At 38.8% G+C, this 23,458-nt stretch carries 22 protein-coding genes and 1 pseudogene; all 23 read left to right on the forward strand.

Annotation, left to right across the window (positions count from 1 at the left end; translation table 11 throughout):
- The first annotated feature begins 117 nt into the window (after window positions 1-117).
- On the forward strand, window positions 118-2,985 hold the full coding sequence (uvrA, locus tag BKP45_RS07395) for an excinuclease ABC subunit UvrA (protein WP_071389098.1): 2,868 nt from the start codon (window positions 118-120) through the stop codon (window positions 2,983-2,985).
- A gap of 168 nt (window positions 2,986-3,153) precedes the next feature.
- Window positions 3,154-4,242, forward strand: coding sequence for a DUF4097 family beta strand repeat-containing protein (locus BKP45_RS07400; protein ID WP_071389099.1), 1,089 nt, complete (start codon window positions 3,154-3,156; stop codon window positions 4,240-4,242).
- A gap of 15 nt (window positions 4,243-4,257) precedes the next feature.
- Complete coding sequence (locus BKP45_RS07405) at window positions 4,258-4,455, forward strand: PspC domain-containing protein (protein ID WP_071389100.1); 198 nt, start codon at window positions 4,258-4,260, stop codon at window positions 4,453-4,455.
- Between the two features lie 2 nt (window positions 4,456-4,457).
- Entirely contained in the window at window positions 4,458-4,817 is a 360-nt protein-coding gene (locus tag BKP45_RS07410) for a phage holin family protein (RefSeq protein ID WP_071389101.1), read from the forward strand.
- Between the two features lie 783 nt (window positions 4,818-5,600).
- Window positions 5,601-6,536 carry an HPr(Ser) kinase/phosphatase gene (gene hprK, locus BKP45_RS07415; protein ID WP_071389102.1) on the forward strand — a complete coding sequence of 312 codons (936 nt, stop codon included), beginning with the start codon at window positions 5,601-5,603 and terminating at the stop codon, window positions 6,534-6,536.
- Window positions 6,537-6,627: 91 nt separating this feature from the next.
- Window positions 6,628-7,482, forward strand: a complete 855-nt coding sequence (gene lgt / locus BKP45_RS07420) for a prolipoprotein diacylglyceryl transferase (protein ID WP_071389103.1) — start codon at window positions 6,628-6,630, stop codon at window positions 7,480-7,482.
- A gap of 23 nt (window positions 7,483-7,505) precedes the next feature.
- A complete protein-coding gene (locus BKP45_RS07425) occupies window positions 7,506-8,453 on the forward strand; it encodes a nucleoside recognition domain-containing protein (RefSeq protein WP_211272954.1) in 948 nt (315 codons plus the stop codon).
- Window positions 8,454-8,559: 106 nt separating this feature from the next.
- Window positions 8,560-9,210, forward strand: a complete 651-nt coding sequence (ppaX, locus tag BKP45_RS07430) for a pyrophosphatase PpaX (protein ID WP_071389105.1) — start codon at window positions 8,560-8,562, stop codon at window positions 9,208-9,210.
- Window positions 9,203-9,697 (forward strand): acyltransferase, encoded by a 495-nt coding sequence (locus BKP45_RS07435; RefSeq protein WP_071389106.1) that lies wholly within the window; start codon window positions 9,203-9,205, stop codon window positions 9,695-9,697. Before ppaX ends, BKP45_RS07435 begins: the two co-directional genes overlap by 8 nt.
- A 99-nt stretch (window positions 9,698-9,796) precedes the next feature.
- Window positions 9,797-10,060, forward strand: a pseudogene (locus BKP45_RS21485) (PTS sugar transporter subunit IIA); the annotation flags it as partial.
- A 1,120-nt stretch (window positions 10,061-11,180) separates the two neighbouring features.
- Window positions 11,181-12,362: an ATP phosphoribosyltransferase regulatory subunit gene (locus tag BKP45_RS07440; RefSeq protein WP_211272955.1), complete on the forward strand. Its 1,182-nt coding sequence runs from the start codon at window positions 11,181-11,183 to the stop codon at window positions 12,360-12,362.
- A complete protein-coding gene (gene hisG, locus BKP45_RS07445; RefSeq protein ID WP_071389107.1) occupies window positions 12,363-12,995 on the forward strand; it encodes an ATP phosphoribosyltransferase in 633 nt (210 codons plus the stop codon).
- Window positions 12,992-14,266, forward strand: coding sequence for a histidinol dehydrogenase (gene hisD / locus BKP45_RS07450; protein ID WP_071389108.1), 1,275 nt, complete (start codon window positions 12,992-12,994; stop codon window positions 14,264-14,266). Before hisG ends, hisD begins: the two co-directional genes overlap by 4 nt.
- A gap of 223 nt (window positions 14,267-14,489) precedes the next feature.
- Window positions 14,490-15,077 carry an imidazoleglycerol-phosphate dehydratase HisB gene (gene hisB, locus BKP45_RS07455; protein WP_071389109.1) on the forward strand — a complete coding sequence of 196 codons (588 nt, stop codon included), beginning with the start codon at window positions 14,490-14,492 and terminating at the stop codon, window positions 15,075-15,077.
- Window position 15,078: 1 nt separating this feature from the next.
- Window positions 15,079-15,726, forward strand: a complete 648-nt coding sequence (hisH, locus tag BKP45_RS07460) for an imidazole glycerol phosphate synthase subunit HisH (protein WP_071389110.1) — start codon at window positions 15,079-15,081, stop codon at window positions 15,724-15,726.
- Window positions 15,719-16,462, forward strand: coding sequence for a 1-(5-phosphoribosyl)-5-[(5-phosphoribosylamino)methylideneamino]imidazole-4-carboxamide isomerase (hisA, locus tag BKP45_RS07465; protein ID WP_071389111.1), 744 nt, complete (start codon window positions 15,719-15,721; stop codon window positions 16,460-16,462). Before hisH ends, hisA begins: the two co-directional genes overlap by 8 nt.
- Entirely contained in the window at window positions 16,452-17,210 is a 759-nt protein-coding gene (gene hisF / locus BKP45_RS07470) for an imidazole glycerol phosphate synthase subunit HisF (RefSeq protein WP_071389112.1), read from the forward strand. The genes hisA and hisF overlap by 11 nt, the downstream gene beginning before the upstream one ends.
- Window positions 17,210-17,833 carry a bifunctional phosphoribosyl-AMP cyclohydrolase/phosphoribosyl-ATP diphosphatase HisIE gene (hisIE, locus tag BKP45_RS07475; protein ID WP_071389113.1) on the forward strand — a complete coding sequence of 208 codons (624 nt, stop codon included), beginning with the start codon at window positions 17,210-17,212 and terminating at the stop codon, window positions 17,831-17,833. The genes hisF and hisIE overlap by 1 nt, the downstream gene beginning before the upstream one ends.
- A gap of 298 nt (window positions 17,834-18,131) precedes the next feature.
- Window positions 18,132-19,169, forward strand: a complete 1,038-nt coding sequence (locus BKP45_RS07480) for a tetratricopeptide repeat protein (protein WP_071389114.1) — start codon at window positions 18,132-18,134, stop codon at window positions 19,167-19,169.
- A gap of 231 nt (window positions 19,170-19,400) precedes the next feature.
- Window positions 19,401-20,342 carry a thioredoxin-disulfide reductase gene (gene trxB, locus BKP45_RS07485; protein ID WP_071389115.1) on the forward strand — a complete coding sequence of 314 codons (942 nt, stop codon included), beginning with the start codon at window positions 19,401-19,403 and terminating at the stop codon, window positions 20,340-20,342.
- 761 nt (window positions 20,343-21,103) lie between these two features.
- Window positions 21,104-21,562, forward strand: a complete 459-nt coding sequence (locus BKP45_RS07490; protein ID WP_071389116.1) for an NUDIX hydrolase — start codon at window positions 21,104-21,106, stop codon at window positions 21,560-21,562.
- Between the two features lie 62 nt (window positions 21,563-21,624).
- On the forward strand, window positions 21,625-22,488 hold the full coding sequence (gene rapZ, locus BKP45_RS07495; RefSeq protein WP_071389130.1) for an RNase adapter RapZ: 864 nt from the start codon (window positions 21,625-21,627) through the stop codon (window positions 22,486-22,488).
- Between the two features lie 7 nt (window positions 22,489-22,495).
- Window positions 22,496-23,434: a gluconeogenesis factor YvcK family protein gene (locus tag BKP45_RS07500; RefSeq protein WP_071389131.1), complete on the forward strand. Its 939-nt coding sequence runs from the start codon at window positions 22,496-22,498 to the stop codon at window positions 23,432-23,434.
- Window positions 23,435-23,458: the final 24 nt, after the last annotated feature.

A 23,458-nucleotide genomic window follows, 5' to 3' on the forward strand; every position in this document is an offset into this window, starting at 1 on the left:
TCTCGAAGCAAGGCTTACAAAGTTATTAATCAATGAATTAAATTTTTCTTTAGTAGCTCGTCGCGCTTCGACTATAGTTACTAATTTTTATAAAAGCGAAAAGGGTGACATGTATAAATGGCTTTAGAAAATATAGTTGTTAAAGGGGCTCGTTCTCATAATTTAAAAAATATTGATGTGACGATCCCCCGAGACAAGCTCGTCGTCCTAACGGGTTTGTCTGGATCTGGAAAATCGTCCTTAGCGTTTGATACGATATATGCTGAAGGACAACGCCGCTACGTGGAATCCCTGTCTGCGTACGCACGGCAGTTTTTAGGACAAATGGATAAACCGGATGTCGATGCGATTGAAGGGTTATCACCAGCAATTTCTATCGACCAAAAAACGACGAGCCGAAATCCGCGTTCAACAGTTGGAACAGTAACGGAGATCTATGATTATTTACGCCTGTTATTCGCACGGATCGGTCGGCCAGTTTGTCCAAAGCATGATATTGAAATATCATCGCAAACAATTCAACAAATGGTGGATCAAATTATCGCTTTTCCTGAGCGAACAAAAATGCAAATATTAGCTCCCGTCATTTCAGGTCGTAAAGGGGAGCACGTTAAAGCATTAGAAGATATTAAAAAGCAAGGTTTCGTACGTGTTCGCATTGATGGTGAAATGCGTGAAGTATCAGAAGAGATTAAACTAGACAAAAATAAAAAACATAATATAGAAGTCGTGATCGACCGAATTGTCGTTAAACCTGGGATTGAAACAAGACTTGCCGATTCATTAGAAACAGCCCTGAATTTAGCCGATGGTCGCGTGATGATCGATATTATTGATGGGGAAGAACTCCTCTTTAGTCAGCACCATGCATGTCCGCAATGTGGGTTTTCTATCGGTGAACTAGAACCAAGAATGTTTTCTTTTAATAGTCCATTCGGTGCTTGTCCTACTTGTGACGGACTAGGAACAAAACTTGAGGTAGACCTAGAACTCGTTATTCCGGACTGGTCTCGTACGTTACGTGATCACGCCATTGCACCGTGGGAACCAACAAGTTCGCAATATTACCCACAACTACTTGCAAGTGTTTGTGACCATTACGGGATTGATATGGATGTTCCGATTGAAAAAATACCAAAGCATCAGCTCGAAAAAGTGTTAGCAGGTAGTAATGGCGAAGAAATATATTTCAGATATGAAAACGAATTTGGTCATGTAAGAGAAGCGAATGTTGAGTTTGAAGGAGTGCTTCATAATTTAGCCCGTCGCTATAAAGAAACAAGCTCAGACTATATCCGGGAACAAATGGAAGGTTATATGGCACAAAAAGCTTGTCCGACATGTAAAGGAAACCGTTTGAAAAAAGAAAGCTTAGCTGTTCTTATCAACGGAAAGCAAATTGGTGACATTACGGCGCTGTCAATTAAAGAAGCGAAGTTATTCTTTGAAACGCTTGAGCTTACAGAAAAAGAAGAGGCAATCGCGCGCTTAATTTTACGTGAAATTAATGAACGTTTAGGCTTTTTAATGAATGTAGGCTTAGATTATTTAACGTTATCAAGGGCAGCGGGAACGTTATCTGGGGGAGAGGCTCAGCGAATTCGCCTTGCTACGCAAATCGGCTCATCTCTTATGGGGGTTCTCTACATTTTAGATGAACCTTCAATCGGGCTTCACCAAAGAGACAACAATCGTTTAATCGCAACACTTGAGCACATGCGTAATCTTGGAAACACATTGATCGTCGTCGAACATGATGAAGATACGATGATTGCTGCTGATTATATTATTGACATTGGACCAGGTGCAGGTGTTCATGGTGGAATGATTACGGCTGAAGGGACACCAGAAGAAATCATGAATGATGATGCATCACTAACAGGTCAATATTTATCGGGCAAAAAGTTCATTTCTTTACCGGTAGAAAGACGACAAAACGATGGACGTTTTCTCGAAATTAAGGGTGCCGCTGAAAATAACTTGAAAAACGTATCGGTTAAAATTCCTTTAGGTGTTTTTGTGGCGGTTACAGGAGTGTCTGGTTCTGGGAAAAGTACATTAATTAATGATATTTTGTATAAATCTCTGGCACAAAAGCTGCATCGTTCGAAAAACAAACCTGGAAAACATAAATCAATAAGTGGCTTAGAGTTAATTGATAAAGTTATAGATATTGACCAATCACCAATTGGACGAACCCCACGTTCAAATCCAGCAACCTATACGGGGGTTTTTGATGACATTCGTGATGTTTTTGCTATGACGAACGAAGCGAAAGTACGTGGCTATAAAAAAGGGAGATTTTCCTTTAACGTCAAAGGTGGACGCTGTGAAGCATGCCGCGGCGATGGAATCATTAAAATTGAAATGCACTTTTTACCGGATGTCTATGTTCCTTGTGAAGTTTGCCATGGGAAACGCTACAACCGAGAGACATTAGAAATAAAATATAAAGGCAAAACGGTATCAGATATACTAGAAATGACGGTAGAGGATGGATTAGAATTTTTCGCGAACATTCCTAAAATCAAGCGTAAAATTCAAACTTTGTTTGATGTAGGTTTAGGATATATGAGATTAGGTCAACCCGCAACAACCTTATCAGGTGGTGAAGCGCAACGGGTAAAGCTCGCTTCTGAGCTACACCGACGCTCAACAGGAAAAACGATTTATATTTTGGATGAACCAACAACTGGTCTTCATGTTGATGATATTGACCGCCTTCTAAAGGTTCTGCAACGCCTCGTTGAACAAGGAGATACTGTTTTAGTGATCGAGCATAACCTTGATGTCATTAAAACGGTCGATCATATTGTTGACTTAGGTCCAGAAGGTGGCGACAAAGGTGGTACGATTATTGCCATAGGAACACCAGAAGATGTCGCAAATACGGAAAAATCTTATACTGGTCAATATTTAAAACCAATTTTAGAACGAGATCGAGCTAGAATGCAGCAACGCCTAGCAGAAGCAGTCTCAAAATAATCAGGAGGGCTGACATTTCGTCGCCCTTTTTTGGGCGGTCTACAAAAAGTCGACTTTTTCTAAAGAGTTGAGAATATATTAAAGCTTGAAGGATTTCCAAATAAAAAGAAACCTTTTTCTCCATAAAACGTATGAATCAGATAAGGAAGGAAAAGAGGAGGATGGATCATGCAGGAAGAACGCAAAATGATTTTGAAGATGATTGAGGATGGCAAAATTACGGCAGAAGAAGGAATTGCTCTAATGAAAGAGTTAGGGCAAACGGAAAAAAAGGAACCGAAAAAAGAAACGAATGCTTATTTATCAAACAATGTTGACTGGGAAAAAGGTCATGATTATCGAGGGAAATATAACCAACCTTCCTTTACGAATCGGTTTACAGATTTTATAGAGCAAACAGTACAAAAAATAAAAGAGTTTGACCTAGATTTAAATTTCGGTGGTTCCATCGAAATCGACCATATTTTTCATCACCGTGATAGCAATATTTCAAAAGTGGATATTGCTGTTGAAAATGGAAGTGTTCGTTTCGTGCCATGGGATGAAACGGATGTACGTGTGGAATGTAAGGTGAAGGTATACCATGAAAAAGATGTTGAAGCAGCTAGACAGCACTTTTTAAATCAAATTACTTTTCAAGTGATCGATGAAAAAATACGTTTTAAATGTCGCGATAAATCTTTAAAAATAAATGCCACGTTTTATGTGCCGCGTCAATCGTATGATGAAGTTACTTTATATACTTTTAATGGCCAACTTCAAGGAGAAGAGGTCGAGGCACGTGAACTTTCAGCAAAAACAGTAAATGGTCGCATTTCATTTGATAAGTTAGCGAGTACAAAAGTAATTTTAGAAACAGTAAATGGAAGCATTTCTGTTGATAAGCTCGATGCCGAGAGAACCGAGGCAAAAACAGTTCACGGAACGATTAACTTTGTTACGTCTGGCGGTGAAGCAGATGTAGAAACGTTTAATGGTTCAATAAAATATAAGCTAATAGAAAAAGTAAAAGGGAAAGCTTATTTAAAAACAACGACAGGGAGCATCGAACTAACCGTACCTGCTGATATGAAAACAGAAGGTGAATTTAAAACAGTCGTCGGTGGATTTACATGCGATTTACCAAATCTTCAAATACTAGATGAGAAAAAAGATATCGTTAATAAATTTGTTACGTTCATTTCAAACAAAGGTACTGAACCAGTTTTTTATGTGGAAGCAGAGGCAAGAACAGGTTCGATACTTATTCAAAACTAAAGGAGATGCAAGAAAGTGAAAAGGTTATATCGGACTCAGCATGATCGGAAATTAACAGGAGTATGTGGTGGTTTTGGTCAATATTTTACTATTGATCCGACGGTCGTAAGAATTATTTTTGTCGTGCTTATTTTTGCGACAGCATTTTTCCCAATGCTAATTGCCTATGTCATTGCAACGATGCTCATACCAAATGAACAGGATGTACGATAAAAATGAGGTGGCTCATATACCTTTTAGTAAATAGTGTTGTACTAATGGTAGTAGCTGGCTATTTTCAAGGCTTTTATTTAGAAAGTGCATCGGCAGCAATACTCGCGAGTGTACTATTGTCGATTATTAATTTTATTGTCAAACCAATTCTTGTCATACTCACGTTGCCAGTTACATTCCTCACGTTTGGTTTTTTTCTTTTTATCATTAATGCTATTACATTAATGATCACCGCATCTTTGATGGGAGACGCATTTGTTATTTCCAGTTTCGGAATGGCAATTTTAGCATCGATATTTATTAGCGTACTAAACTTGTTGATTAAAAAGTTTATAGTAGAACCAATGCGAAGTAAAAGGTAAACGTTAGAAAAGCTAACTGTCTAGGTAAAAGGCTAGTTAGCTTTTTGTTTTGCTACGCTACCATAGAACAAACGCGCACAACCGTCAATGCGCGTACAAAAATCAGAAACTGCGCATAATCGACAGGGAAACGCGCACAATCGAGAGAAAACCGCACACAAATAGAGGCCCACCGCGCATAACCGGCAATGCGCGCACAAAAATCAGAAACCGCGAATAATCGACAGGGAAACGCGCACAATCGAGAGAAAACCGCGCATAATCGACAGGGAAACGTGCACAATCGAGAGAAAACCGCGCACAAGTAGTTGCCCACTGCGCATAACTGCCAATGCGCGCACAAAAATCAGAAACCGCGTATAATCGACAGGGAAACGCGCACAATCGAGAGAAAACCGCACACAAATAGTGGCCCACCGCGCATAACCGGCAATGCGCGCACAAAAATCGGAAACCGCGCATAATCGACAGGGAACCGCGCACAATCGAGAGAAAACCGCACACAAATAGTGGCCCACCGCGCACAACCGGCAAGAAAGCGCGCATCCCATGTGGTGTGAGCAGCCTAGTTAAAAGTATTTCCAACCAGTTCCAACGCGAAAATCTCCCTAATCTGTCACAAACTACATATTTTATCCAAAAACCCCATACATTCGGATATAATTCTACATTATTAGTTCTTAATTATGTTAAAATGTATAAGTCATGAATTTGATGCGAAAATAAAGGTTATGGAAACAATTGTAATGCACTCTTTGATTCAGAGAATGGAGGACGTTTTTCTTGGCAAAAGTTACAGTACAAAATTTAATTGAAAAATTTAAGCTTGAATTACTAAGTGGAGAAGATGGAATTCATCGTCCCGTAACAACTTCTGATATTTCACGACCTGGTATGGAAATGGCGGGGTATTTCAACTATTACCCAGCAAAACGTATTCAGTTGTTAGGAAAAACTGAATTAACGTTTTTTGAAAGTTTAGCTGATGAGATAAAAACTGAAAGAATGGAAAAGCTTTGTACATATGATACACCTGCAATCATCATTTCTCGTCAATTAGAGGTTCCAGAGCAGCTAATTACTGCCGCTGCTGAAGTTGGTGTTCCTGTTTTACGCTCTAAAATGCCGACATCAAGATTGATTAGTACTTTAACGAATTACTTAGAGAATGAATTAGCACAAATGACAGCTGTTCACGGCGTTCTCATTGATATATACGGACTTGGTGTTCTTATTACAGGATCAAGTGGAGTAGGTAAAAGTGAAACTGCATTAGACCTAGTTCGTCGTGGTCACCGTCTTGTTGCCGATGATTCAGTAGAAATTCGTCAAGAGCATGAAGGTAGTTTAGTCGGAACATCTCCGGAATTGATTCGTCATTTATTAGAAATTCGTGGTCTAGGAATTATTAATGTGATGACATTATTTGGTGCAGGTTCGGTCCGTTTATATACTCCAATTCATTTAATCGTTAACCTTGAACTTTGGGATCAGAAAAAAGCGTATGATCGTCTTGGTCTTGATGAGGAAACGATGAAGATTTTCGATACAAGAATTCCAAAACTAACGGTTCCAGTACGTCCAGGACGTAACTTAGCCGTAATCATTGAAGTAGCCGCTATGAATTACCGCTTAAAAATTATGGGAATCAACGCTGCGCAACAATTTTCAGAGCGATTAACAGGTGTAATAGTAGATGGGGATAAAGAGGAGATTTAAATAAATAGTTACATGACAGGAGTAGTGCTCGTCTTACACACCACCGATAAACGAGCACATTACTCCAAATATATATAAAGGGGGATTTTGTATGCTTTATCAAATTCAACCTTTAAATCCAGTAGCGATAGACTTAGGTTTCACCCAAATTTATTGGTACGGATTGATTATTGGGTTTGGTGCATTTTTAGGTTATATACTAGCAAACCGGGAAGCAATTAGGCGAGGCTTACCTAAAGATTTGTTTGCAGATTTATTGCTTTACGCTATTCCGATAGCAATTTTAACATCAAGGCTTTACTACGTCATTTTTAAATGGGACCATTACTCTCAACACCCTGGAAAGATTTTAGCCATTTGGGAGGGTGGCTTGGCCATTCATGGTGGCTTAATTGGAGCGATTATTACCGGTTATATATTTGCAAAAAAACGAGGGGTTTCGTTTTGGAAGTTAGCCGATATAGCGGCACCAAGCATTTTACTAGGGCAAGCGATTGGACGTTGGGGAAACTTTATGAACCAAGAGGCCCATGGTGGTCCGGTAGATCCTGAATTTTTACAAAGCTTGTTCATTCCACAATTCATCATTAATCAAATGTACATTGATGGGGTATATTATCATCCGACATTTTTATATGAATCTGTTTGGAGTTTAATAGGGGTAGCACTTTTAATTTATGCACGAAGATTGAATTTCCGACGTGGTGAACTATTTTTATCCTATGTCATTTGGTATTCAGTTGGGAGATTTTTTATTGAAGGGATGCGTACAGATAGTTTATACATTATCGGAACATTACGTACAGCTCAAGTTATCTCCATCTTACTCATTGCCGGTGCTGTTGCATTAATTTTTTACCGTAGAAAAACAGGATTATCAACTATTCGCTATTTAGATGAGGAACCTACCGAAAAGAAGAAGAAATCGAAAAAAAAGAAGAAGTAGTTGGGATTAGGGAGTGAGAGATTTTGGATAGTTTGAAAAAGGGGTTATTAGTAGGTTTGCAAACAACGTGGACGTTAGGAAAAATTATTTTTCCGATCACACTGATTGTGACCATGATTAGCTATACGCCACTATTAAATTGGCTTGCTAAAATCCTCTCACCAATCATGGGGTGGATTGGTTTATCAGGGGAAGCAGCTATCCCATTAGTATTGGCGAATGTCCTAAATCTATATGCGGGTATCGGTGCCATTTTAACGCTAGATTTAACCGTGAAAGAAGTATTTATTTTAGCAGTCATGATGTCTTTTTCTCATAATTTATTTGTGGAATCGGCTGTAGCTACTAAAGTAGGAATTCGAATGTCTGTTGTACTTGGTGTTCGAATTGGGTTGGCATTATTTTCAGCAGCGGCCATCCATTTCATTTGGGATGGTGGGCACGAAAAAGCTCAGTATGGTTTCGTTTCTTCCGGACAGACTGACGTCACTGGTTGGGGAGCGATCATTTATCAAGGGTTGGAGAGTGCAACGCTTGGAATTTTTCAATTAGCACTTATCGTTATTCCGATTATGATCGCTATTCAAATAATGAAAGACTTACAATGGTTAAATTGGTTTTCAAAAGCAATGTCTCCATTTACAAAAATGCTGGGCATGAAAGAGAATACATCAACAACATTAGCCGCTGGTTTAGTATTCGGACTAGCATACGGTGCCGGGGTTATGATGCAAGCCGTAAAGGAAGACGGGGTAAAAAAGAAGGATTTATATTTAGCATTTATCTTTCTTGTTGCTTGCCACGCGGTGGTTGAAGATACACTTTTATTTATTCCATTAGGAATTCCAATTTGGCCACTGTTCCTCGTTCGCCTTGTAACAGCCATTATCCTTACAATGCTCGTCGCCTTCGTGTGGAATAGAATGGAGAAAAAAGGTTTTTTGAACAATAAAGAGAAAGAAGTCGTCTGAAAATGGTAGAATGTAGGGTGAACGTTGTTTTGGAGTAAATTCCAAGCAGTAAACATTCTGCATTCTATTTTTTCATAAATAAGATAAGAAAAAGGAGCTATAAAAAATGAAAATTGATACGGTGCTTTTTGATTTAGATGGAACGTTAGTTAATACAAATGAGTTGATTATTGCTTCATTTTTACATACGTTAGATCATTATTACCCAAATGAATATACACGCGAAAAAGTAATTGAGTTTATCGGACCTTCGCTAGATGATACATTTACTCGTCTTAACCCTGATAAAGTAGATGAAATGATTGAGATGTATCGAACGTTTAACCATAAAATGCACGATGAATTAGTGGAAGAATACGGCACAGTAAAAGAAACGGTAAAAGCTCTTCATGAAAAAGGCTATAAGCTAGCAGTTGTAACAACAAAGATTTCAAAAACAGCGATGATGGGCTTGAAGCTAACTGGGCTCGATCAATATTTTTCAGTACTTGTAGGTATGGATCATGTTACTAAAGTAAAGCCAGATCCAGAACCTTTATTAAATGCATTAAACCAATTACAATCGTCACCAGAGCGTGCAATTATGGTTGGTGATAGTCAGTACGATATACTAGGTGGGAAAAATACAGGTACAAAAACAGCAGCTGTTGCCTGGACAATTAAAGGTAAAGAGTTTCTTCAAAGTTACGAACCAGATGTTATGTTAGAAACAATGTCTGATTTGCTAGAGTACTTAGGAGAAGAGTCACTTGGCTAGAAGAACGACTCGCTATCCTGTTCAGGGGGCGAACTCCTTATGGCAAATCTATAAAACCGTTCCCTTTTATAAGGTAATGAAGAACTTTATAATTATTCAAATCTGTCGTTATACACCATTCGTTCCATTAAAAAATTGGTTTTACCGGACGTTTTTAAAAATCAAAATTGGAGACCAAACAGCAGTTGCCTTAATGGTCATGATGGATATTATGTTTCCTGAAAAAATAAGGATCGGGCGAAATAGTGTGATCGGTTATAATACGACCATATTAGCTCACGAATATTTGATAGATGAATACCGCCTCGGTGAAGTGGTCATTGGAGATGAAGTGATGATAGGTGCCAACTCGACGATTTTACCAGGGGTCAAAATTGGTGACAGAGCAACAGTCGCTGCGGGTTCTGTTGTCCACAAAGATGTGCCAGCTGGTGCCTTTGTTGGTGGAAACCCAATGCAAATCATTAGGTTGAAGGATGAAAAGTAGTCATTTGGCTTACTGCTGTACTTTAGTAGTAAGTCAAATGAATATCTTGTAAATTACTTACTTGGAAACTGACTAACTTCAGCACCGAGGCTTTTCTTAGATCTTGGTGCAGAAATCTTAATTCATGTTGGGATTAATACAGTCCAATTAGAAGGAAAGCATTTTACAGCTCATGTAAAACAAGGTGATGAAGTGAAAGTTGGAGATCTCCTTGTTGACTTTGATATCGAAAAAATTAAAGAAGCTGGCTATCGAGTGACGACTCCTGTTATTGTTACAAATACAGCGAACTATTTAGAAGTAATCGAAACAAATCAATGTAGTATTCAAGCGAAAAATGAATTAATGACACTTGTAGTATAAGTTTCGATTAAGAGGCTACCTTATGAAGGCAGCCTCTTATTTAGTTGTCAAGCACCAGTGCTGGTGAGCCGGGTCACATCCCCCTTTTCGGACTAGAGAAGCGGCGTCTGCCAGTAAAGCTTTTACGGACACCAGGGACCTTATTTTGAGAAAAAAATGAAAATTTTAGATTTTGCGGACAGAGAAGCCCCTATTTAGTCTCATAATAGTTATTTCTCAATGTTTTTGAATAAATAAAGGATCTGGTGTCCGCGAAAGGTTAATAAAAGTAATTTTTTCGGAAATAACGGAACCTCAGTCCTAAAAATAAAGTTACCATCGTCTAGTTAACAGAAATTCATTATTCACCCAAACAAGAAGCGATTTCTAGTTACAATCCAATGTTCATAGCTCGGGTTTGTCTTATGAATTTCAATTAATCAAACGTTTAATTAATTACTAGCCTTCAGTGACTTCCGGTAGACAGTTTCCTTCACCTTGACTAGGCGTTATATTAAATAAAACCCGACTCCAAAGATGACATAGGCCGCTAGTAGTATTGCTCCTTCAAACCAATTAGTATCCCTGATTGAGCATAACCAGAAACCGCGCATAAACCGGAGTGAACCGCGCACAAACTGGAGTGAATCGCGCACAACCACACCCACCCCTATCTGATTATCTCCACACCAAAATCCGAAACTTTATCAAAAAAGAAGGGATTATTTAGCAACAAATACGAATTAATATAATGAGTAGGATTTTCACATTGGATTTCATCATTCATTATCCTCGCCACTAATTTCTACCCCTAGTTACAATAACTTATTCGTAACTAATATAGAATTTTGGTAATAGTGAAATTCACTCAAATATTGAGCGTTTCATCTCTGCACAACTAATCATACATATTTTTCTAACAAATTAATCGAATTATCAAACAAAAAGGTTGACGCGTATTTCCAAGGGGTGTAGACTACTTAATAAGACGCTTTACTATATTAGTGATTTAGCAGACTAAAGTAAATTAACTAAAGATAATTAAACCGCATTGAACTTGGTTTACCATAATGTAATCCCGAACCTACTCAATGTGTATTCAATTAATATACAACAACCAAATCGGAACGGAGTGTGAAAGATGTCTAAGCCATTTATGTTTGAAAAGCCAATTGGAATGCGTGATACGCTTCCTCCATTATATGAAACGAAAAATCAAATTCGTGAAAGAATAAAAGGAGAGTTAAAACTTTGGGGCTACCAATCCATTGAAACCCCAACTCTTGAATACTATGATACAGTTGGTGTAGCATCAGCGATTTTAGATCCACAACTCTTTAAACTTCTTGATCAACTAGGAAATACACTTGTGTTACGTCCAGATATGACCGCTCCGATTGCAAGATTAGCGGCATCTAGCTTAAAGGATGTAAGTTTTCCACTTCGACTTACGTACGATGCGAACGTCTTCCGTGCCCAACATAACGAAGGGGGAAGACCGGCTGAATTTGAACAATTAGGGATTGAATTAATTGGTGACGAAACAAGTAGCGCCGATGGAGAAGTGATCGCTCTCATGATAGCGGCCCTGAAACAAGCAGGTCTTAGCCACTTTAAAATTGCGATTGGTCATGTTGGCTATGTCAATGCGCTACTTCTCGATACAGTTGGTAACGAACAACGAGCAGATACGCTTCGCCGCTTTTTATATGAAAAAAATTATGTAGGCTATCGTCAACATGTGAAAAGCTTATCCCTTTCATCAATTGATAAGAGCCGTCTCCTAGAACTTCTTAACCTTCGCGGAGATTTCTCAAAGCTTGAAGATGCGAAAAAACTTTTAACAAACGCAGAAGGCAACAAAGCATTACAAGACTTAGAAAAACTTTGGGATGTTCTTGAAAACTACGGAATTACCGATTTCGTGAAACTAGATTTAAACTTAATTATGCACATGAGCTATTATACAGGCGCCGTTTTTGAAGCTTATAGCGATAACCTCGGAACACCGATTGGAAGTGGTGGACGTTATGATGAGCTACTTAAAAAGTTTAACCGTCCGGCTCCAGCGACAGGCTTTGGCATTCGCCTTGACCTATTAGTTGAAGCGTTAGGAAATACAGCTGAAAAACAAACCGTTACGTGCATCATTCATACAAATGAACGAAGAAAAGATGCAATCGAACTAGCAAAAGAAAAGCGCTCAGAAGGAATTGCTGTTATCCTTCAAGATTTATCAGGAATTAAAGATGTCGATCAATTTTCACAAAATTATGATGACATCATTTATTGCATTGGAAAAAACGGAAAGGGGGACATCTAAATGCTAACAGTTGCGATGCCAAAAGGAAGAATATTTGAAGAAGCAGTTGAACTTCTTCGTAAAGCGGGCTACAACCTTCCACCAGAATTTGAAGATAACCGTCGCTTAATCATTGACGTAGAAGAAGCAGGAATGCGCTTCATTTTAGCAAAACCAATGGATGTTCCTACGTATGTCGAGCACGGGGTTGCAGACATTGGAGTTGCTGGAAAAGATACGATGATTGAAGAAGAACGTGACGTGTACGAAGTCCTCGATCTAAAAATTAGTGAATGCTATATGGCTGTGGCAGCACTTCCGACCTATGAAAAAAATAGAGATATCGCGCCAAAAGTAGCGTCTAAGTATCCCAATCTTGCTGCTAGTTACTTCCGTGAGCAAGGAGAACAAGTCGAAATTATTAAACTGAACGGATCGATTGAACTTGCTCCACTCATTGGTCTTGCCGATCGTATTGTCGATATCGTCTCAACAGGGCAAACATTACGTGCCAACGGATTAGTTGAACTTGAAACGATCGTCCCAATAACATCTCGTCTCATCGTTAACCCTGTAAGTTATCGCATGAAAGATACCGTGATCGATGAAGTTGTTGAACGATTAGCAGCCGTCGTTGAGGGGGAAGAACAGTGAAAATCGAAAAAGTAACAAAAAACGTATCATTAAAACGCAGCATTGACCAAGGCACAGACGAACAACGTCAAGCCGTCGAAGCCATTATTGAAAAAGTAAGAAATGAAGGCGACTCGGCCGTCCGCTTCTTTACGGAAAAATTCGATGGCGCTACACTCTCCACTTTTAAAGTAACAAAGGAGGAGATGGAAGCTGCCTACGCACATATAGATGATGAGGTACTTGCTGCGCTTCGCGAGGCAATAGGTAACATCCACCGCTTTCATGAAAGACAAAAACGTCAATCATGGTTAGCGACAGAAGAAGACGGTACAATCTTAGGCCAAAAAATTACCCCACTTGATTCAGTGGGGGTGTACGTACCAGGCGGAACGGCCGCTTACCCGTCTTCCATCTTAATGAACGTGATCCCAGCTCAAGTGGCAGAAGTGAAAAACATCGTGATGGTTTCACCGCCAGATAAAGATGGAAATCTTCCACCAGGAGTTCTTGTAGCTGCAAATGAACTTGGTGTTGAAAATATTTTTAAAATGGGTGGCGCTCAAGCAGTCGCAGCACTTGCTTACGGAACCGAATCCGTTCCAGCGGTTGATAAAATCACGGGACCAGGAAACATTTATGTGGCACTTGCCAAACGTGCGGTTTACGGACATGTCGATATTGATATGATTGCAGGACCAAGTGAAATCGTCGTTTTAGCAGACGAAAACGCAAATCCGCGTTATATCGCAGCAGATTTACTTTCACAAGCAGAGCACGATGCTCTAGCTTCATCAATTTTAGTCACACCTTCACAAACACTTGCTGAAGCGGTGGCCATCGAGGTTGAGAAGCAATTAGCTGAGTTACCACGAAAAGAGATAGCAAGCCCGTCAATTCGCGATTACGGAGCGATTTATGTCACGAACGATTTAGACGAAGCCGTTGCGGTAGTAAACGAGCTAGCTCCTGAACATTTAGAAGTGTTAACAGAGGAACCAATGCAATTGTTAGGAAAAATTCGTCACGCTGGAGCTATCTTTTTAGGTCCATATAGCTCAGAACCAGTCGGTGACTATTTCGCGGGACCAAATCATGTGTTACCAACGAACGGTACCGCTCGCTTCTCAAGCCCATTAAATGTAGATGACTTTACAAAAAAATCGAGTATCATTTCATATAGCAAAACAGCATTACTTGCTAATGGTAAAAAAATCTCTGCCCTCGCACGCTTAGAAGGGTTAGAAGCACATGCGAGAGCCGTTGATATACGACTTGAAGAAGAAAGCTAAAGTTGCTTAGTAGGAGAACTCGTTCTAGCTCGGTAGAACTTCCATTTAGATGGAGCCTCAACTCCACCTGAATGGAAGGTTCCCACCTACGCTCCGCTTAGAGGTGGGGGTCTATGCCCCTTAAGAACAAATCATTTGATTAATTTTAGAATAGATCAATGGTGGTGGACATTCTTCACGGTTTAACACCACTATTACAGGCAAGACGAATTGGAGGAAGAAAATGAGTAGATCAGCCAGTATCGAACGAAACACAAACGAAACACAAATTCAATTACAGTTGCAAGTAGACGGAGAAGGCAAAGCAAATATTCAAACGCCAGTTCCGTTTTTAAACCATATGCTAGACTTGTGGACAAAGCACGGTTTATTTGACTTAACCGTTAATGCCAATGGTGACGTGGAAATTGACGACCATCATACAACCGAAGATATCGGCATTTGCTTAGGTATGGCTCTGAAAGATGCACTCGGTGATAAAAAAGGAATTAAACGTTATGGAAATGCTTTTGTCCCAATGGATGAAACGTTAGCACAAGTTGTGGTTGATCTAAGCAATCGCCCCCACTTAGAAATCCGAGCGGACTTACCAAGTGATCGTGTCGGTACGTTTGATACCGAGTTAGTTCACGAATTTTTATGGAAATTTGCTCTTGAATCAAGAATGAACCTTCATGTAATCGTTCATTACGGTACGAACACGCACCATATTATTGAAGCTATTTTTAAAGCGTTAGGCCGTGCGTTAGACGAAGCAACAACGGTTGATCCTCGAATCAAAGGTGTGCCTTCAACGAAAGGAATGTTATAAAATGATTGGAATCGTTGACTATGGGATGGGAAACCTTCACAGCGTTAGTAAGGCGTTAGAACGTTTAAACTACGAATATTTTATCTCTGAAAATCAAGACGAATTAAAAACAGCAGATGCCCTCATTTTACCTGGTGTTGGTTCGTTTAAAGATGCGATGGAAATTTTACAAGAACAAAAACTAGACGTTTTTTTAAAAGAGTGGGCAGCTTCCGGAAAGCCGCTGCTAGGAATTTGCTTAGGGATGCAGCTTCTTTTTGAAGAGAGTGAAGAGAATGGGGAAACAAAAGGACTTTCTTTATTAAAAGGACAGGTTCGTCGTTTTAAAGGGATAACCGAAACTGGCGAAAAATATAAGGTGCCTCACATGGGGTGGAATCGCCTCAAGTTTCATCAAAACCACGTATTACTCGAAAACGTCGAACAAGGCCATGTTTACTTCGTTCATTCGTATGTTGTTCAAGACATGGAAGAAGCATCCTTATTAGCTAGCAGTGAGTATGATGGCGTCGTTCCAGCCGTTGTTGGGAAAGACAACGTGTTAGGAACGCAATTTCATCCTGAAAAAAGTAGTTATGTCGGCATGAAACTACTCGAAAATTTTGCAAGTATTGTAACAAAACAGAAGGAGGCGAAAGTTCATGAGTAAATTTACAATCTATCCGGCGATCGATATTCGCGATGGCAACTGTGTTCGCCTCATTCAAGGTGATTATGATCAAGAAACAGTATACGGAAATTCTCCGATTGATATGGCAAAGCGTTTTGCTGATGCAGGTGCTGAGTGGATCCACACCGTTGATTTAGACGGTGCAAAGGCAGGACATCGCGTCAACCATGAACATGTGATTCAGATTGCTAAAGAATTAAATGTGAAAGTGCAAATCGGTGGTGGTATTCGTACACCAGAAGATGTTGCTGCTTATTTGGATAACGGTGTTGACCGTGTTATTTTAGGGAGTTCAGCAATCAAAGACCCTGAATTCGTAAAAGCGATGCTAAAGAAATACGGTGAAAAAATTGCGATTGGTATTGACGCGAGAGATGGCTATGTCGCTACAGAAGGATGGTTAGAAACATCTAAAGTAACGGCTGAAGAGTTAGGAAAAGAATTAGCCGCACATGGAGCAGAAGTCTTTATTTTTACAGATATTTCTCGTGACGGCATGTTATCAGGCCCTAACACAGAAGCGATCGCATCATTAGCACGAGCGACAGGAAAAGAAGTCATCGCTTCTGGCGGGATGAGTAAGCTAGTAGATATTGATGATTTAAAAAAGTATGAGGCAGATGGCATTGGTGGAGCAATTATCGGAAAAGCTCTTTACACAAACCAGTTTACGCTAGCTGAAGCATTAGAAAGAGGTGCTGCGAATGTTAGCTAAACGTATTATACCTTGCTTAGACGTAAAAGAAGGCAGAGTCGTGAAAGGCGTTCAGTTTGTCAATTTACGCGATGCTGGTGACCCAGTAGAGTTAGCCGCGTTTTATGATGAACAAGGAGCAGATGAGCTTGTCTTTTTAGACATTTCAGCATCTCATGAAGGTCGCGAAACGATGGTTGACGTCGTTGAGCAAGTGGCAGGCCAACTTGCCATTCCGTTTACCGTTGGTGGTGGGATTAATTCACTTGCAGATATGAAACGAATTTTGCGAGCAGGCGCTGATAAAGTTTCATTAAATACAGCCGCTGTCCTACGTCCGGAGTTAATTACCGAAGGCTCAGATTTTTTTGGTGCTCAATGTATCGTAGTAGCGATTGACGCAAAATATGATGAAGAGCTAGGATCGTGGCGCGTCTTTACGCACGGTGGCCGAAAGCCTACGGAGTGGGAAGTCGTCGCATGGGCACAAGAAGCCGTTCGCCGCGGCGCTGGTGAAATTCTATTAACAAGTATGGATCAAGATGGAGAAAAGAAAGGCTTTGATCTCCCATTAACGAAAGCGGTAGGTGAAGCAGTCACGGTACCAGTGATTGCATCCGGTGGGGCTGGTTCTAAAGAGTGCTTTGACGAAGTATTTAAAGAAGCAAATGCCGATGCAGCGTTGGCGGCTTCCATTTTTCACTATAAAGAAACATCGGTAGAAGAAGTGAAAGACTATTTAAAAGAAAAGGGAGTTGAGGTTCGCTAATGGTAACCAATGTAAAGTTTGACGAAAAAGGCCTCATCCCAGCGGTTGTTCAAGATGCTACAAGCAAAGAAGTACTAACCGTTGCTTATATGAACGAAGAGTCTCTAGCAAAAACAATTGAAACAAAGGAAACGTGGTTTTATAGCCGTTCACGTCAAGAGTTGTGGCATAAAGGTGCAACATCTGGAAACATCCAGAAAGTCGTTGATATCCGCTTTGACTGTGATCAGGACGCTTTAGTTGTTCTCGTTCAACCAGCAGGTCCAGCTTGTCATACAGGAAGCTATAGTTGTTTTAGTAATTCGCTACTAGGTAAAGAAACTGTAACCGCTGAAGATCGTTTTGCAATCCTCTCTATTTTAGAAGAAACAATTGCTAAACGTGAAGCAGAAATGCCTGAAGGTTCGTACACAACGTATTTATTTGAAAATGGCATTGATAAGATGCTTAAAAAAGTTGGTGAAGAAGCGGGCGAAGTTATTATTGCTGCAAAAAATCGTGACGCAGATGAATTAAAGTGGGAAATCGCTGATCTATTTTTTCACGTCCTCGTTGTGATGCGTGAACAAAAGCTTCCATTAGATGATGTTCTTAACACATTAATGCAAAGACACGGAAAATAATAGAAGTACAAATTCTATTTGTAATGATACTGTAATAAAATTAGGTTGTATGTATTGCTAACAATATGCGATATATACAACTTTTTTAGTGGTATGATTATAAGAGAGTGGGTTAGTTTTAGGTGTTCAAACTGTGTTTCGTGTAGGAGTTTGTATTCTTAAAAAGCCTATTAGTTAAGTAATGTAACACCTTACATATTAGTTTTTACATTTATTTTGACAATTGTATTTTATGATTTACCAGAAGGCTAGAAAAATGGTATACTACGACGAGTAAGAAGAGTAGAAGGAGGTAGAAATGAGTAAACAATTTGAACGTGTTAATGCGATGGGACTAGTAATCTCAAATCTTCAGGATGGGGCTTATTTCTACAGCAAAGGAATTGAAGCGTATCGTGAAAAGAATATTAATAAAGCGAAACGCTATCTTGAGCGAGCAGTTCAGTTAGATGCAAAAGAACCAAGTTTCTTATGTCAATTGGCAGTTGTACATGCTGACTTAGGTAATTATCAACGCTCGAACCTTTATTTAAAAAAGGTTATCGATGAAAATTTAGCTGAAGACTTACCAGAATGTCATTACTTTTTAGCCAATAACTATGCAAATCTTGGCTTATTCGAACACGCAAGAAAAGAAGCACTTTTATATATTGAGAAGGATTCTGAAGGGGATTTTCTAGAAGAGGCCGAGGACTTACTTGAATTTATACAAGACGAAGACGAACTCTTTGCAGAAGCAGAAGATTTTCTCATTCGATATGAATTAGCATCTCATGAACTAAAGAAAGAAAATTATCAAAAAGCGATTGAATATTTTAATGATATTATTAAAGAAGAGCCAAAATATTGGATGGCACATATCAGATTAGCTGAAGCGTATTATAATATGAAAAATACGAAAAAAGCAATCGATATCTTAAAAGCGGTGCTAGCGAAAGAGGATAATATCACAGCTCGTTGTAATCTAATGATATACTATTTTGAAACAGGTCAAAAAGAAAAAGCAAACAAATTATTGCAATTACTTAAAAATGTTTGGAGTTTCGATTACCTACAAGCATATCAAATAGGAGTTTGCTTTGGTAAAGTCGGAGAACACGAATTAGCCTATCAACGTTTAGATCGTTTAGGTAAAAAAGGATTCGGAAATTTCCCGAAATTTGTTTATCAACTAGCCGTAGCGTCTTACTATACAGGTCGTATTCAAAAAGCTACAAAGCTGTGGGAGAAGCTAGCGGCTCTAGGGAATAATGATGCAATCCAACATTTAAACACTTTAGAAGATGGATGCTCTCTTGAACCAACATATTCTTTCAACGCAACTACTGTTGAATAATAGTAGTTGGAATAATCAAATCGCAATAAGTGAAAATTATAGTTGGTACCTAAAATTTTAACGCGTTATTTAATATGCGTGTTTATAAATGGTGCCAACTATTTTTTATTTTATCTAAATAGAATGAAAATTTTTAAGCAAGAAAGTGGACTTATTTTTCCTAATTATTTACGATAGATACGTATAATAGTTTTAATGAAGTAAAGTGAATGTAATAGGGAGTTGAATGTAATGAGTGAAGAAAAAATTTATGATGTAATTATAGCAGGGGCGGGTCCGGCTGGAATGACTGCTGCTGTTTATACATCACGTGCTAACTTATCTACGTTAATGGTTGAAAGAGGTGTGCCAGGGGGACAAATGGCTAACACTGAAGATGTAGAAAACTATCCAGGCTATGAAAGCATTTTAGGGCCAGATTTATCAACTAAAATGTTTGATCACGCTAAGAAATTCGGTGCAGAGTATGCATATGGAGATATTAAAGAAATAAAAGACGGGAAAGAATATAAAACCGTTGTAACTGGTAGTAAAGAATTCAAAGCAAGAGCGGTAATCGTGACAACTGGTGCGAAATATAAAAAATTAGGCGTACCTGGTGAAAGTGAATTAGGTGGTCGTGGTGTATCATATTGTGCAGTATGTGACGGTGCCTTTTTTAAAGGGAAAGAACTTGTTGTCGTAGGTGGCGGAGATTCTGCTGTCGAAGAAGCGGTGTACTTAACGCGCTTTGCAACAAAAGTAACGGTAATACATCGTCGTGACGAGCTTCGGGCTCAAAAAATTCTTCAAGATCGAGCATTCGCAAATGAAAAAATAGAATTTTTATGGAACCATGTTGTTACAAACATCAACGGTGAAGGTAAAGTAGGTAGTGTTACAGTTCGAAATACTCAAGACGATACAGAGCAAGAATATAAAACTGATGGTGTATTTATATACATTGGAATGGAGCCATTAAATGATGCAGTGAAAGACCTAGGCATTACAAATGCAGCTGGCTACATTGAAACAAATGATCAGATGGAAACAAAAGTTCCTGGTATCTTTGCAGCTGGTGACATTCGTGAAAAAACGTTACGTCAAATCGTAACAGCGACAGGCGATGGTAGCATTGCTGCTCAATCTGCGCAGCATTATGTGGAAGAACTTTTAGAAGAACTAGAGGGTTAAATTATAAGAGTGGGTGCAAATTTATTTGATTTTGCACTCTTTTTTTATTCTTTATCCCACTCTTAAGGGGCAGAAAGACCCCAACCTCAAAACGTAAGAAAATCGAGAAGTTTAGGTAGGGGATAAACTGCCCCTAAAGGTCCTATAAGTTGAACTAACAATCAGTGGGGGATGAAGGAAAACCCCCACTGATTAAAGTTCAACTTTATATCTACATGTCTCATATGAGGGTTAATTCGTCATTCCTATCTACTGAAAAAATGACTTCTTTACAAAATGTCATTATTCTTAATAAAACGTTACTCGGTTTTAATTACGCTGTAACAGTTTTGAAATATAATAAGAGTATTATAAAGGTAAGTAATTGACCCCCTTTTTTATATACTTTCTTGTAGCACGAATGAATGCCATTCGTGCTCTTTTTTTTACCCAGAGTGATGAACATGCAGGAGTTAACACAAGACCCATAGTAAAAAGTGTAGTATGATAGATGGTATTGTAAATTATTTTACATAAGAAAATAGCCACTTAGTTATATAAGGAATGTTCTCCATAAAAAAATATAGTATACTGTAAGGTAAGTAGTAAAGGTAATCAAAACTTTATTTCAAGGTAAGAAAGTATAAAATTTCTAACTTGGAAACGGTCTAGCTCCAGGCGCCGATTGCTCGTGACCAAGGCGCTTGCGTTTTTCTTTTATAGAGTGAATATAAGAACGCAAAGATTAAGTAAATGAATTGACTAGTACAGAGGTGTGGACTTTGCAAAGAATAACAAATTGTATCGTAAAAAAGGATCAACAAATATTATTATTGCAAAAGCCGTCTAAAGGCTGGTGGGTTGCTCCTGGTGGAAAAATGGAAAGTGGAGAAACGGTTAAGGAAGCTGTCTCAAGGGAATTACGTGAGGAAACGGGTTTAGAAGTACAAAACCCTGAGATGAAAGGGGTATTTACAATCATTATTAAAGAAAATGATAAAACTATAGATGAATGGATGATGTTTACATTTTTTGCTACTGAGACAAAGGGAGAAATGCTAGCAGAATCTCCTGAAGGCAAGCTACAATGGAAAAATGTAAATGAAGTTTCTTCATTACCTATGGCTCCAGGGGATGTTTTTATCTTTAATCATATTCTTCAATCCGATCAAATCATGTATGGTACATTCCACTACACGAAAGATTTTAAACTTTTATCATATAGATTAGATCCAGCATAAGGTACGGTAGAAGTTGGTTCTAGGTTAAAAAGGGAGGAAGTAATTTGACAGCAAATCAAGATATGCAAGTTGTGATTATTACAGGGATGTCAGGTGCGGGGAAAACAGTTGCTGTACAAAGCTTAGAAGATTTAGGCTTCTTTTGTGTTGATAACCTTCCGCCAGCACTAATTCCTAAGTTTATTGATTTAATAGATAATTCTGGCAACAGAATGAAAAAAGTTGCATTAGTTATTGATCTAAGAGGTCGTGAATTTTTCGACCAGTTGTTTCAAGCGATAGACTATTTAGGAACTGTAGCTGAAGTTAATGTGCAAATTATCTTCTTAGATGCTGAAGATAGTAAACTTGTACAACGCTATAAAGAGACGCGGCGTTCACATCCGTTAGCTCCAAAAGGCCTTCCATTAGAAGGAATTCGAAGTGAGCGTGAAATGCTAGAAGAGTTAAAAGGGCAAGCTCAACAGATCATAGATACAACTGATTTAAAGCCTATTCAACTAAGAGAAAAAATAATTCAACGCTTCTCAGCTTCTGAACAAAACTCCTTCTCAGTAAATGTCATGTCGTTTGGATTTAAATATGGGATGCCAATCGATGCAGATCTTGTGATGGATGTACGCTTCTTGCCAAATCCTCATTACATCGATCATATGCGCCCGAAAACAGGTTTAGATGAAGAGGTTTCAACATATGTCATGAAATGGACTGAAACTCAACAATTTGTTGAGAAACTAGATAGTTTATTAACCTTCATGTTACCACAGTATAAACGAGAAGGAAAAAGTCAGGTTGTAATCGGAATAGGTTGTACAGGTGGGAAACATCGTTCGGTTACATTAGCTGAATATTTTGGAAAGAAATATGCGCAAGACTATACGACGTTTATTACACACCGAGATTCTCAAAAATGGAAGGTAAAATAAAGTGGAAATGACAAATATCGTAGTTATCGGCGGTGGAACAGGTCTTTCTGCAATTTTACGAGGGTTAAAAACATTTCCAGTAGATATTACCGCAATTGTCACTGTAGCTGACGATGGTGGAAGTTCAGGACGTTTACGTAAAGAGTTAGATATCCCACCACCTGGGGATGTACGGAATGTTCTCGTAGCGTTATCTGAAGTGGAACCCCTTGTAGAAGAACTTTTTCAACATCGTTTTCAAAACGGGCATGGACTTTCGGGTCATTCGTTAGGGAACTTGCTTTTAGCAGGGATGACTTCAATTACGGGTGATTTTGCTAAAGGAGTACATGAATTGAGCCGTGTATTAAATGTTCGCGGAAAAGTATTGCCAGCTGCTAATCAGAGCATTGTTCTAAAGGCGGAAATGACTGATGGAAGTATTGTTGTTGGCGAATCAACGATTCCTGAGGTTAAGAAAAAAATTAAGCGAGTGTTTCTAACTCCTGAAAATGTAAAACCGTTACCCGAGACTCTTAAGGCAATACGTAAGGCAGACTTAATTGTTATAGGTCCTGGCAGTCTTTATACAAGTGTACTTCCTAATTTATTGGTACCTGGAATTGCAGATGAAATAAAAAAATCGACTGCCAAAAAGGTGTACATTTGTAATGTAATGACTCAGCCAGGTGAAACCGATGATTACACTGTCAGTGACCATATTGGAGCATTAGTATCTCATGTGGGTTCCGGTATTATTGAAACAGTCATTGCCAATGATCAAGAAATAGATAAGAAACATTTAGAACAATACGAGAAGGAAGGGGCAAAAGAAGTACTCATTGATAGAGAGAAACTTCAGAAGTTGCCTTATCAAGTAGTAACTGATCAACTATTAATATACAAAGATAATTACCTGCGCCATGACGCTATTAGGCTATCGCAAGTATTATTGTCACTATTATAAAATTTGATTTGTTATATTAGATGT

It is taken from the genome of Anaerobacillus alkalidiazotrophicus, from assembly GCF_001866055.1.

Excerpts from the sequence above, each read along its gene's own strand:
- BKP45_RS07410 (WP_071389101.1), top strand. The coding sequence starts at position 4,458 with ATGAGGTGGCTCATATACCTTTTAGTAAATAGTGTTGTACTAATGGTA.
- lgt (WP_071389103.1), top strand. The coding sequence starts at position 6,628 with ATGCTTTATCAAATTCAACCTTTAAATCCAGTAGCGATAGACTTAGGT.
- BKP45_RS07500 (WP_071389131.1), top strand. The coding sequence starts at position 22,496 with ATGACAAATATCGTAGTTATCGGCGGTGGAACAGGTCTTTCTGCAATT.
- BKP45_RS07440 (WP_211272955.1), top strand. The coding sequence starts at position 11,181 with ATGTCTAAGCCATTTATGTTTGAAAAGCCAATTGGAATGCGTGATACG.
- hisB (WP_071389109.1), top strand. The coding sequence starts at position 14,490 with ATGAGTAGATCAGCCAGTATCGAACGAAACACAAACGAAACACAAATT.
- hisH (WP_071389110.1), top strand. The coding sequence starts at position 15,079 with ATGATTGGAATCGTTGACTATGGGATGGGAAACCTTCACAGCGTTAGT.
- rapZ (WP_071389130.1), top strand. The coding sequence starts at position 21,625 with ATGCAAGTTGTGATTATTACAGGGATGTCAGGTGCGGGGAAAACAGTT.
- hisF (WP_071389112.1), top strand. The coding sequence starts at position 16,452 with ATGTTAGCTAAACGTATTATACCTTGCTTAGACGTAAAAGAAGGCAGA.
- hisA (WP_071389111.1), top strand. The coding sequence starts at position 15,719 with ATGAGTAAATTTACAATCTATCCGGCGATCGATATTCGCGATGGCAAC.
- ppaX (WP_071389105.1), top strand. The coding sequence starts at position 8,560 with ATGAAAATTGATACGGTGCTTTTTGATTTAGATGGAACGTTAGTTAAT.
- BKP45_RS07400 (WP_071389099.1), top strand. The coding sequence starts at position 3,154 with ATGCAGGAAGAACGCAAAATGATTTTGAAGATGATTGAGGATGGCAAA.
- uvrA (WP_071389098.1), top strand. The coding sequence starts at position 118 with ATGGCTTTAGAAAATATAGTTGTTAAAGGGGCTCGTTCTCATAATTTA.
- trxB (WP_071389115.1), top strand. The coding sequence starts at position 19,401 with ATGAGTGAAGAAAAAATTTATGATGTAATTATAGCAGGGGCGGGTCCG.
- hisG (WP_071389107.1), top strand. The coding sequence starts at position 12,363 with ATGCTAACAGTTGCGATGCCAAAAGGAAGAATATTTGAAGAAGCAGTT.
- BKP45_RS07480 (WP_071389114.1), top strand. The coding sequence starts at position 18,132 with ATGAGTAAACAATTTGAACGTGTTAATGCGATGGGACTAGTAATCTCA.
- hisIE (WP_071389113.1), top strand. The coding sequence starts at position 17,210 with ATGGTAACCAATGTAAAGTTTGACGAAAAAGGCCTCATCCCAGCGGTT.